11 protein-coding genes are annotated in these 11,407 nt (G+C 67.3%); 5 read left to right on the forward strand and 6 right to left on the reverse strand.

Going from position 1 to position 11,407, the window contains the following annotated elements; translation table 11 throughout:
* Positions 1-54 precede the first annotated feature (54 nt).
* From ACWF82_RS21020 to ACWF82_RS21035, 4 genes are all read left to right on the forward strand, one after another.
* Positions 55-1,602 (forward strand): MFS transporter, encoded by a 1,548-nt coding sequence (locus ACWF82_RS21020; RefSeq protein WP_452503485.1) that lies wholly within the window; start codon positions 55-57, stop codon positions 1,600-1,602.
* 21 nt (positions 1,603-1,623) lie between these two features.
* Positions 1,624-2,583, forward strand: a complete 960-nt coding sequence (locus ACWF82_RS21025; RefSeq protein WP_452503487.1) for a hypothetical protein — start codon at positions 1,624-1,626, stop codon at positions 2,581-2,583.
* A 15-nt stretch (positions 2,584-2,598) separates the two neighbouring features.
* On the forward strand, positions 2,599-3,339 hold the full coding sequence (locus ACWF82_RS21030; protein WP_452503489.1) for a hypothetical protein: 741 nt from the start codon (positions 2,599-2,601) through the stop codon (positions 3,337-3,339).
* Positions 3,340-3,471: 132 nt separating this feature from the next.
* Positions 3,472-4,509, forward strand: coding sequence for an amidohydrolase family protein (locus ACWF82_RS21035; protein ID WP_452503490.1), 1,038 nt, complete (start codon positions 3,472-3,474; stop codon positions 4,507-4,509).
* 10 nt (positions 4,510-4,519) lie between these two features.
* Here the strand turns inward: ACWF82_RS21035 and ACWF82_RS21040 are convergent, their stop codons facing one another.
* A complete protein-coding gene (locus ACWF82_RS21040; protein WP_379310638.1) occupies positions 4,520-5,185 on the reverse strand; it encodes a TetR/AcrR family transcriptional regulator in 666 nt (221 codons plus the stop codon).
* A gap of 149 nt (positions 5,186-5,334) precedes the next feature.
* Positions 5,335-6,273 carry a fumarylacetoacetate hydrolase family protein gene (locus ACWF82_RS21045; protein WP_452503492.1) on the reverse strand — a complete coding sequence of 313 codons (939 nt, stop codon included), beginning with the start codon at positions 6,271-6,273 and terminating at the stop codon, positions 5,335-5,337.
* A gap of 269 nt (positions 6,274-6,542) precedes the next feature.
* Here ACWF82_RS21045 and ACWF82_RS21050 point away from each other — a divergent pair, with 269 nt between their 5' ends.
* Positions 6,543-7,169 (forward strand): TetR/AcrR family transcriptional regulator, encoded by a 627-nt coding sequence (locus ACWF82_RS21050; protein WP_452503494.1) that lies wholly within the window; start codon positions 6,543-6,545, stop codon positions 7,167-7,169.
* 56 nt (positions 7,170-7,225) lie between these two features.
* On the opposite strand, the gene ACWF82_RS21055 is transcribed toward ACWF82_RS21050, so the two are convergent.
* From ACWF82_RS21055 to ACWF82_RS21070, 4 genes are all read right to left on the reverse strand, one after another.
* Positions 7,226-8,248 carry an alpha/beta hydrolase gene (locus ACWF82_RS21055; RefSeq protein ID WP_452503496.1) on the reverse strand — a complete coding sequence of 341 codons (1,023 nt, stop codon included), beginning with the start codon at positions 8,246-8,248 and terminating at the stop codon, positions 7,226-7,228.
* Positions 8,249-8,358: 110 nt separating this feature from the next.
* On the reverse strand, positions 8,359-9,039 hold the full coding sequence (locus ACWF82_RS21060; RefSeq protein ID WP_452503514.1) for a response regulator transcription factor: 681 nt from the start codon (positions 9,037-9,039) through the stop codon (positions 8,359-8,361).
* A 35-nt stretch (positions 9,040-9,074) separates the two neighbouring features.
* On the reverse strand, positions 9,075-9,908 hold the full coding sequence (locus ACWF82_RS21065) for an SDR family NAD(P)-dependent oxidoreductase (RefSeq protein ID WP_452503498.1): 834 nt from the start codon (positions 9,906-9,908) through the stop codon (positions 9,075-9,077).
* Between the two features lie 100 nt (positions 9,909-10,008).
* Positions 10,009-11,169, reverse strand: coding sequence for an amidohydrolase family protein (locus tag ACWF82_RS21070; protein ID WP_452503499.1), 1,161 nt, complete (start codon positions 11,167-11,169; stop codon positions 10,009-10,011).
* Between the last annotated feature and the right edge of the window lie 238 nt (positions 11,170-11,407).

Here is an 11,407-nt window from a genome sequence, read left to right on the forward strand (position 1 = left end):
CCGGAGACGACCACGCGTCCTGCTTCGAGGTTGTCACCCCTGTCAGGAGGAGAGATGGATTACGAACCAGCCGCGTCACCGCCCACGGCGGAGTCCGGCACCTCGGTTGCCGGACGCGCGGGCACAGCGGGCGTCCTCGTCGCGATGTGTACATGCCTGGTGCTGGTCGTCGCCTCGGTGTCGGCGCTCAACCTGGCGATGCCGGACCTGGCCGTCGACCTGTCGGCGTCCACGACGTCGTTGACCTGGATCGCGGACGCCTACACCGTTGCTCTGGCCGCACTCGTCCTGCCGATCGGTGCGCTCGGCGACCGATTCGGCCGGCGGAACATCCTGATCGGGGGCACGATCGTCTTCGCGATCGGGTCCCTGGCCGCCGCCTCGGTGGACACGACCGAACTGCTCATCGGATGGCGCGCGGTGATGGGCGTCGGCGCCGCCATGATCATGCCCGGAACGTTGTCGACCATCACGGCGGCCTTTCCCGCCGACCGCCGGGACCGCGGAGTCGCGGTCTGGTCGGGATTCGCGGCAGCGGGCGCGATCATCGGTCTGCTCGGCGCGGGACTCCTGCTCGAACAGTGGAGTTGGCGCTCGATCTTCGTCACCGGGGCCGTGGTCGCCGTGCTCGGCGGGCTGCTGGCGCTGATCCTGGCGCCCGACACCAGGGACGCGGAACGGCATCCGCTCGACCATCTGGGGGCATGGACCAGCGCGGTGGCGATCGGCGCCCTCGTCTACGGAATCATCGAGGGCAGCGAGGCGGGCTGGACCAGCCGGCCCGTGGTCGCGAGCCTCGCGGTATCCGCGGTCGCGTTGGCGCTGTACGCGGTTCTCGGGCTCCGCAACAATCACCCGTTGCTGGACCCACGGCTGTTCGGTATCCCGGGATTCCGGGCCGGCGCGATCACGATCCTGGTCCAGTTCATGGCCGTTTTCGGGTTCTTCTTCGTCGGACTGCAGTACCTGCAGCTGATCCTGGGCTACAGCCCGCTGAAGAGCGCCCTGGCGCTGGTGCCGATCGCGGTGGTGGTCTTGCCGACCAGTGTTCTCACCCCGCGGCTGACGCGCGTGGCCGGGATCAAGGCGGTGATGGGTGTCGGGCTGTTGTTGCTGGCCGCCGGAATGCTCGCGCTGTCGTTCCTGGAGGTCGACTCCGGCTACCTCCCGTTCTTCGGCGGCCTGATCGTGTCCGGGCTCGGCGTCGGCCTGACCAGTACCGTCGGTACCGCGGTCATCGTCGGATCATTGCGAACCGAGCAACAGGGCGTTGCCTCGGCGATGAACGACGCGACTCGCGAAGTCGGCTCCGCGGTCGGCATCGCGCTGATGGGCTCGGTCTTCGCGAGTCACTACAAGTCGGGATTGCCGTCGATCGACCAGTTGCCGCCGGAAGCCGCTCATGCGGTGGAGTCGTCGCCGGCGGCCGGTATCCATGTCGCGGGTCTGATCGGCTCGCAAGGCCCGGCGCTGGCCGACGCGGTGCGGGCGGCCTTCATCGACGGGCTCGCGGCGTCATTGATCGCGGTGGGCGTCATCGTCGCCGTCGCGGGAATCGGCGCGCTGCTGTTCGCGCCGCACCAGCAGCCCACTCCGGAATAGATGAGAAAGGAGCGGTTGGGGATGTCGAATCTGCGCCGCCTGGTCACCGTGCCCGCCATTGGGGTCGTGCTCTCCGCCGCGCTGTTGGCCGCCGGGTGCGCCATCCCCGGCGGGACGCATCAGAGCGACGGAAACTCAACGGCTGGAACACCGCACGTCACGGCGAGTGCCGTTCCGGTGGAGGCGGTCGCATCCGGCGACGCAGGCCATCGATGGGCGGCTGCCGCCTCCGCGGTCTTGACGCCCGGCATCCAGGCGAACACGCAGGGAGCTGGGCAGTGCACGACGAACTATGTTTTCGTCGACGACACCGGTGGGGTCTACCTCGGCCAGGCCGCGCATTGCGCCGCCTTGGGCGAGTCCACCGAAACCGACGGATGTCAGGGCACGAGTCAGCCGCTCGACACCGCGGTGCAATTCACTCGCCATGGCTCACTCCGCAGCGCCGGCACCAACATCGGTACCGGCCGGCTGGCCTACAGCAGCTGGCTGACCATGCAGCAACTCGGTGAGGCAGATCGAAACGCGTGTGCGTACAACGACTTCGCGCTGATCGAGATCGACCCCGCACTCGTCGATCAGGTCAACCCGAGCCTGCCCTACTGGGGTGGCCCGACCGGGCTCAACACCACGGGCACGCCCGCGGGGGACCGCGTCTACAGCTATGGGAACTCTAGCTTGCGCGCCGGACTCGCGGCTCTGTCGCCCCAGCGAGGTGAGAGCTTCGCCGATGACAGCTCTCTCGGCGGTTGGTCCCACGCGCTGAAATCGCCGACCCCCGGCATCCCGGGCGACAGCGGGGCCGCCTTCCTCGACAGCGAAGGACGGGCCGTCGGCACGCTCTCGACGCTGGGAATCGGGCTCCCCATCGTCAACAACATCGGCGACATCAGTCGTGAACTCGCCTACGCACGAGCGCATTCCGGGATCTCTGGGCTGCGCCTCGTGCTCGGAACCGAAGCATTCGATCCCAACCGGTGACAAGGAGTGGACAACGTGATTGCGCGACGACGGACTGAGCGCTGGAGGGCCGGCGCGGTGGTCTGCGCAGCGTTGCTGGTCGGGGGCTGCGCCGCCGGTACCGGCGGGCTCACCTCGGGCACGCGAGCGGGCTCCGGCGAAGCTCGGGACCAGCTGCTGCTGACGTCGAGCGAACTGCCCGCCGGATCTTCCCCTGTCGAGGTGTCGGAGGCCCGGATCGCCGACGGATTCGCCACCGCGGCGGGGATCGCCGACTGGAGCACCACCGCCGGACCGTTGACCGTGCTGCCGGCAGAATGCGGATCGGCGCAGCAGGACCTCGCGAATCAGCTGCAGCAGCTCACCGGCAATGCGTCGTTCGCGGGCGCGCAGACCGTCGATGGCATCGTCTTCACGGAAGTCATCTCCGACAGTGCCGTAGACCTGGCCTCGATCTCGGACATCCTTGCCCGATGCGGACAGATGACAGTGTCCGCATCGGTACTGGGCAAAGAAGTGAGCAGCACGAGCGTGGATATCTCGACCCTGTCCACGCCTGGTGACCTGAATAGGCTGGGTGCCATCGCATTCCACACCACAGTCCGTTCCGATGTGGTCGGGCAGCAGGCCATGGCCACGAGCTCCTACACCGGGTGCGCGGTCGTCGGCGGCATGACCATCGTCGTGCGCGCGGAGAATCTGGCCGGGGGCGGCGAGAGCGCGTTCGGGGATATCTTCAACTCGGCCGTGGAGAAGGTGCGGGCCGCCACGCAGTAGCTCCTGTACTCGCTGCCGCCACCTGCGGGGCGTTGCCGGCCCAGCCCGGGAAGTTCACAACAGGAGGGTGCGGATGACCAATCGCTCATATATGATGAACTTATCAATGAAGATGAGAGGAAGCTGCTGTCCATGGATCGGATCGACGTACATCAGCACCTGATACCGCCCGTGTATCGGGAGGCGCTGATCAGTCAGGGGATCAGCGCCGCGGGTGGACGCGAGGTACCGGCCTGGTCGGTGGACTCTGCCCGGGAGATGATGAACGAATCCGGGATCGGGGCGGCGGTGCTGTCGGTGTCGACGCCGGGAACCAGCTTTCTGGCCGATCCGGGCGACGCCGCGACCCTCGCCCGTGCCGTGAACGACTTCTCCGCGGCCGTCGCCGACCAGGAGCCCGACCGCTTCGGCTTCTTCGCGACGGTTCCGTGGCCGGACGTGGATGCGGCTGCCGCGGAGGCGACGCGGGCACTGGACACCCTCGACGCCGACGGTGTGGTGCTGCTGAGCAACGCGCGCGGCGTGTACGTCGGGCAGCCGGGCCAAGACGCGCTGTTCCGGGTGCTCGACGATCGTTCGGCCGTGGTGTTCGTGCATCCGGCGGATGTGCCGGGACCGACCGTGGACGGCGTGCCGCCCTTCGCCACCGACTTCCTGCTCGACACGAGTCGCGCCGCATACCTGCTCGTCCGCAACGAGATTCGCCGACGCTATCCCAATATCCGGTTCATCCTCAGCCACGGCGGCGGGTTCGTACCATACGCCGCGCACCGGATGGCGCTGGCGATTTTCAGCGAGACCGGGCGCAGTCCCATCGAGGTGCTCGAGGAGTTCGCCGGCTTCTACTTCGACACCGCACTGTCCTCGAGCGCGGCGGCGCTGCCGAGCTTGCTGGCCTTCGCCGATCCCGGTCACGTGCTCTACGGCAGTGACTGGCCCTTCGCGCCACAGGCCGCGGTGGCCTGGTTCGATGCCGGACTGGGGGAGTTCGACGGTGTCAGCCGAGACGATCGAGACGCGATCCGTCACGGCAACGCCGCCGCGCTGCTTCCCCGCTTCGGCGGAGCACCGGCCGCCGTGCCGACGGCTCCGCTGCTGACACGCACGCGCCGCGAGCTGCGCAGGCGCGCCTTCGGGGCGATCGCCCGGGCGGCCTCTCGGCGGGCCTGACCCCAGCGGCCTACGCCCCGGTCTGCAGGGGCAGGTCGGGGTTGGTGGGCAACTCGGGCAGCGGGGCGGAGCTGAGGCGTTGCGCGGACCGCTTGTTCATGCCGAACATGCGCAGGGCTCGATAGGTCATCTCGTCGGCGAGTGCGGCCGCGTCCGCGTCGGGTTTGGCGTCGAGCAGCTGGAGCAGTCCGAGCAGTGTTCCGCCTGCCGCCATGATGGCCAGATCGGGATCCATCGGTTCGAAGCGCCCGGCCTCCTGGGCGGCGATGATGTCCTGGCGCGCGCTGGGTGCGAGCCCCTGATCGCGCAGCATCACTCCCATGCCGGAGTGGAGGACGACGCGCACCATCTCCGGGAGCTGGCGTTGCAGCCGACCGGTCAGCCGGAAGCTGACCGCGAAGATCTCCGCGGGGTCGTCGTAGCGGGCCACGATGTGGTCCCGCATCTCGTTGTAGACCTTCAGCGCGGACTGCACGGCCTCGTCGAAGAGCTGTTCCTTGGAATCGAAATGGTTGTAGAAGGATCCGAAACCGACGTCCGCGGCGTCGGTGATCTCCTTGATGCTCACCGCCGACTGGCCTTCGGACAGGAACTTCCGCGCCGCGCCGAGCAATGCGTTGCGCGTGCGTTCCCTGCGGCGATCGGTACGCGTGGGTGCGATCTGTTCGGCTGTCATCTGCCCTCCACCTCGAGTTGCCGCAAGAATCATAACTGATCGTAGGTTCAGTACCGATGCGTATTGTACGCAGATGTGTGACGGTGGTAGCTACGGCCGGGATCTGTCGCCGAGGTACGTATTTCGGACCGAAAGTGCTGTTCAGACGATTATCGCGCGTATCGCACAGTGGTACGTTGCCTGCCGAGGTCGATGGTTCCGTCGTCGGTGCCGATCGTCGCTTCGATGACGTCACCGTCCTGGAGATACTTCGGATTCTTGGCTTGGCGGTCGAAGAACAGCTTCCACTTGAGCTTGGGCGGGAGCATCGCGCCGATGATCTCCACCGGCTTGGGCGGCGCGCTGATCGCGGTCCCCACGGGTGTACCGGTGAGCAGCAGGTCGCCGGCGTCCATTCGCTGGAACCGGGACAGCGCCCGCACGGTCTCGAGCGGCTGGTAGATCATGTCGGCCACGGTCATGTCCTGTCGCTTGTCGCCGTTGACCCACAGCCGCAGCCGCAGGTCGGCGAATCGATCGAGCTCGCCGTCTTCCAGGAGAACCAGCGCGGGTCCCGTCGGGGTGAAGGTCGGGTACGACTTGCCCTCGTAGTACTGGGTCTGCGGCAATTGCACGTCGCGCGCGGAGATGTCGTTGGTGACGACGAGCCCCGCGATGTAGTCGGCGAGGTTGCCTGCGTCGACCTCGGTGCCGACGGGCAGTTCTCTGCCGAACACCAGCCCGATCTCGACTTCGTAGTCCAGCAGCCGCACATGGCTCGGACGAACGACGTCGTCGTGGGGCCCGCTGATCGATCCCGATGCCTTCCGGAAGAAGGTGAGTGGCACCGAATCGGGATCGCCACCGGAATCCCGCACGTGGGAGGCGAAGTTCGTCATCTGGGCGACCACCCGGCAGGGGGCCGTCACCGGGGACAGCGGCATCAGTTCGTGGACCGGGACCAGGTCGGTGTTGCGGGCGGCATGGGTGATCCCGGCCCGGTCGGCGAGCAGTTCGGCGGTGGTGGCGGCGCCGGTCTCGATGCGGGCCGCGCCCGCGCCGGTGCGCAGCCACCAACCCTCGATCGTCCGGAGAACGGTATGCGTCATGAGCGAGCCACTTTCATCAGGCCGACGAGGCGGCGGAGGTCGAATTCGTTGTGCTCTTCCCGGAGTGCGCCGAACATCGCGCCGAGCTCTTCCGCGGCGTGCCGGCCGGGTGCGACGCCGAGAACGGTCGTCTCTCCCCTGCGCTCAACTGACGATATCATCATTTAAGACGTAGTTATCAGTACATGTTGGTTGGATGATAGCGTCAAGTATGAGATAGCCATCATTGATGCGAGGTCTGCGTCGACGGATCAGATGTGGAGGGCGCGATGGATGACACTGCGGGTACCAATCGTCTGGAGCGGCGAAAAGCGCGAACCCGCGCAGCGCTCGTAGCGGCGGCACAGGTCTTCATTGCCCAGGGTCGGCTGAACGCCCCCATCTTGGAGATCACTCAGGCGGCCGACGTCGGCATGGGATCGTTCTACAACCATTTCTCCAGCCGGGAGGAGCTCCTGCAGGTGGCGGTGGGCGAGGTTCTCGACCGGCTCGGGGGAGTGCTGGATGAGCTGACGGCCGGGATCGATGATCCGGCGCATGTCTTCGCGCAGAGCTTTCGCCTGGCGGGACGGTTCCATCGGCGTGAACCCACCGCGAGCAAGGTTCTGCTCGCGGAGGGGCTTGTCTACGCGGGTTCGGACAAGGGCGTGGCCGCGCGAGCACGCCGGGATATCGAATCGGGGGTGCGCGCGGGTCGTTTCGTGGTGCGCGATGCGGAACTCGCGCTGGTGATCGTGTCGGGAGCCGCGCTGTGTCTCGGACAGTTGCTGCACGAACAGCCGGCTCGCGACGACTCGGCGGCGGTCGATCAGGTGGCCGAAGACCTGCTGCGGATGCTCGGGGTGAGCGCGGATGAGGCACACGACATCAGCCGGCGCGCACTGCCCGAGATCTGAATCGCGCAGTCTCACCGGCGCGCGTGAGAGCCGTCCTTTGGCTCAGCCGGGTCGGCTCAGCCGATGGCGCCGGACAGGGCCGGGAGCATCTTGACCACCTGGGCTTCCCAGTACTGCCAGGCGTGGACGCCGGCGGAAGGGAAGTCGTAGGTCACGGTGGACGCTCCCAGGGTCGTCATCCGTGCCTGGAACGACCGTGAGTTGCTCAGGGAGAGGGTCTCGAGCGCGGATCCCTCCGCGGCCGCCTTGCTCGGTTCGCCCGCCTCGGTCGGTACTCCGGTCGCGGCCGACACCCAGAGCCTGGTCCCGTTCTTGATCAAGTCGGGAGCGAGGAACATGGGATCCATCCGTTCCCATTTGTCCGAGGTCGGCGAACTGATCATGCAGGCGATGTTGTATCCGCCGGCCTTGGCCATCGCGGCGGCGATCGCGCCGCGCATGCCGGGCGCCGACGGGGTGAGATATCCGGACAGCGATGCGGCATAACTGAACTGGTTCGGGTGATGGGCCGCGAGCGCGAGCGCGGCGCTGCCGCCCATCGAGAGTCCCACCACGCCGTTGCGGACCGGGGACAGGCCGAGGCGTTCGTCGAGCGCGGCCGGCAGTACCCGGGTCAGCAGAGTTTCCCAGGTGTAGGTGTACGACTTGCCGGGGCCCGTCTCCGGGACAGCCGCGGACTTGTCCGCGATGTCGGACGGCGAGGTTTCCGGAAGATCCGACGGGCGGTCCCAATCCATGTAGAAGCTGGACTGTCCGCCGATCGGCAGCACCACGTTGATATTGTGCGCGGTCAGCGTGCGGGCGATATCCGTTTCGATTTCCCACCCGTTGAGGTCCTCGCGCGCCCACATGCCGTCGAGGGCGTATACCACGCGGTGCGTATTTCCGTCCGCGGCGCGGAATACCCGGCTCTTGACGGGGCCCATGTCGGAGTCGACCCAGAAGTCGACGCCGGCCGGGTCGAATGCGGCGTTCGCCCGGGGCACCGTCGTATAGACGAGAAGCACTGCGAGCGAGGAGAACAGGGACAGCCAAAATGTCATTCGGGCGAGCGCGATCAACGCTTCGTCTCTTTCCATGAGGTGTGATCGGATACAGTCGCAGGACTGATCGGCCAGGCGACGCCCGGCCCGAATCGGATCCTACGGCGGAGATATGAAGATTCTTCTCGCCGGATTCTGAGGCAAATTTAATCCAGGTCGCTTCTCAGTACGTATCCGGCGCCGTGGACGGTGTGGATCAGCCGGCCGTGGTCGCCGAATTCCAATTTCCGCCGGAGGTGGGAGATGAAAACCTGGACCACGTTGCTCTGGGTGGGAAAATTGTATCCCCACACCAGTTCGAGGAGCTGTTCCCGGCTCAATATCCGACCGTGGTGCAGCGCGAGAATATGGAGCAGGTCGTACTCGCGCCGGGTCAGGGTGACTTCGCTGCCCGCGATCGTGACGCGTCGAGCCGAGTCGCTGATCTGCAGCGGGCCGATCTCGAAAGCGGGCGGGTCGGCGGCCTGTGGGCCGCGGGTACGACGCAGTACCGCGCGCAGGCGAGCGGTGAGTTCCTCGAGGACGAACGGTTTCACGAGGTAGTCGTCCGCGCCGGCCTCCAGGCCCGCCACCCGCTCGGTGAGGCTGGTTCGCGCGCTGAGAATACAGATGGGCACGTCGCTGCCGAGTGCACGTAGTGCGCGGATCACGCCCAGGCCGTCGAGATTCGGCATCTGCAGGTCGAGGACGATCGCGGCGGGCCGGTGGTTTCTGCATGCGTGCATCGCCTCGACCCCGTCGGCTGCTGTCCGCACCTCGAAGCCGAGAAGCGTCAGCCCGCGTTCGAGCGACTCGCGAATGTTCTCGTCGTCGTCGACCACGAGAATCGGTTCCGCCGCCGTCACCGCTGCGCGGGACTCCGTCACGAGGGCAGGCCGACCAGCCGGTCACTGGCCGCGCGCAGGCGTTGCCCGAGGGCCGGATCCTGCGCCGCTGCCGAGGGCAGACGTAGCTCGCCGTCCTCGAAGTAGCCTCCCGTAACGCCGGCGAAGGCAGGTTCCGTGGCCAGTTCGGTGAGCCGGCGGGCCCCGTCGGCGGCGGGGATCATGTGGACGCGTTTGACCACTGCCACGATCGGTCTGGCGAACCAGGGCGCCTTGTTCCATATGCCGGTGGCCACCATTCCCGGGTGCACGGCATTGACGGTCACCCCGGACTCCGCGAGTTCCGCGGCAAGGCTGCGGGCGTACATGACGTTGGCGAGCTTGGATCGCGCATACGCCGTCATGATCGAGTAGCCGTGCCGGTGCGGGAGGTCGTCGAAGTCGATCTCGCCGCGGTAGTGCGCGGTGGAGGCCGTGATCACGATCCGGGCCGGTGCCGCGGACAGCAGCAGTGGCTTCACCGACTCCGTGAAGAGATAGGGGGCGAGGTGATTGACGGCGAGGGTGGCTTCGTGGCCGTCCTCGGTCAGGGTGCGTGCGGCGAAGACCGCGCCCGCGTTGTTGATCAGGACATCGATGGCGTCATACCGGCTGCGGACGGTCGCCGCGAGCGATCGCACGGACGCCAGCGACGTGAAATCGGCCTGGAGCACGTCTGTTCGGGCAGCGCCCGCCGCGCGGACTCGTGCTGACGCGGCCGCGAGCCGGTGCCGGTCGCGGCCGACCAGTACAAGATGCGCGCCGGGGGCGAGCTGGGTGGCGCATTCCAGGCCGATACCTGATGTTGCGCCGGTGATGAGAATTGTCGGCACGACCCCTCCGCGAACGAATCGATGGTGATGGAGTTTTCCTCAACTTCGGCTCGGAAACCGCCGGGCGCGCTGAATCGCGTGCGCCCGGCGGACCGTCGAGTCAGCCCGCGTTGATCGCCGCGGCCAGTCTGGGAAGCTGGCGCAGCGGGGCGTGATGCTCGACTTCCATGCGCTGGTCGGCGTCGAAGATGTCGCTGAGTCCGGGAGCGGGGTCGTGGGTGCCGGACTGCGGCAGGGTGGTCGCGCTGAAGGGCCAGTCGGAGCCGAAGACGATGTGATCGCGGCTCGTCACGGCCGACACCGCCGACATCGCGGCGCTGGATCCGCTCAGCGCGGTGTCGTAGAAGAAGCGCGAAATCTGCGTCTTCGCGTCGAGCAGGGACGGCTTGTCCAGACCCTCGGGCCAGTTCTCGCCGACCGTGGTTTCGGAGGCGACGCCGACGCGCCAGGACAGGAACGGCAGCGTGCCGCCCGCGTGGGAGAGCTGGAACCGGATGTTGGGGTAGCGCTTGGTGACACCGGTCAGCATCATCATCGTCGCGGCCCGGGTCGTATCGAAGGTGTACTCGATGAGGAAGTCGGGCAGGGGCAGGCTGGGCTTGGCGTCGTCCGCGATCGCGGCGGGGTGCACGAACACGTAGGCGTTGCGCTGGTTGAGCGCCATCATCAAGGGCTCGTAGCGCGGGTCGCCCAGGTAGACGCCCTGGTAGGCGGACAGCAGCACGATGCCGTCGGCGTGCAGGACGTCCAGGGCGTAGATCGCCTCGGCAACCGAGGCGGCGATGTCGGGCATGGGCAGCACCGCGAACGAGCCGAAGCGCGTGGGGTACTGCCGGGTGAGTCCGGCGACGTACTCGTTGCAGTATCGCGCCATGTCGTTGGCTTCCTTGCCTGGGGCCAGGAACCCGACGCCAGGGTCGGAGACCGACAAGGCCTGGGCCTGGATGCCGTAGTAGTCCATGAATTCCATCGCGGACTCGGGCGACCACTGGGGCGTGGGGTAGCCGCCGACGGTGAAGTGCCCGTGCGACAGCAGCGCCGCGCGGTAATCCGGCGGCAGCACGTGCGTGTGCAGGTCGATGCGGTAGGTGCCGGTGGGCGCGGCGTACTGGGCGCGGGCCGTTCCCGCCGCGCCGAACTGCGTCGACGAGCCGAGGGGGAGTGCTGTCGCCGCGGCTACTCCGAGGGTGCCTGCGACGGCGCCACCGAGCATGCGGCGGCGGCTCACGCCGGCGCGCGACGGGGTGTCGGATTCCTTCACGAGTACGTTCTTCCTTTCGGTCGGTTCGGTCGCATCGCGGATCCACACCCGGCCGGGTCGGCACGAACGGAATCCGCGGCGGACGGCGCCACGTGGTGGGAGTGCTCGATCGAGCTGATCGAGCGAAGCGATGCGCCAATCGCTGATGAAAGTATCAGATGCGATCTATCTCTTCATCGAACCGGTGATCATGGGTCTGGATCGGTCTGCCGGGCCGACGACGTGGTCGGCCCGGCAG

The sequence above is a fragment of the Nocardia sp. NPDC055053 genome, from assembly GCF_053608285.1.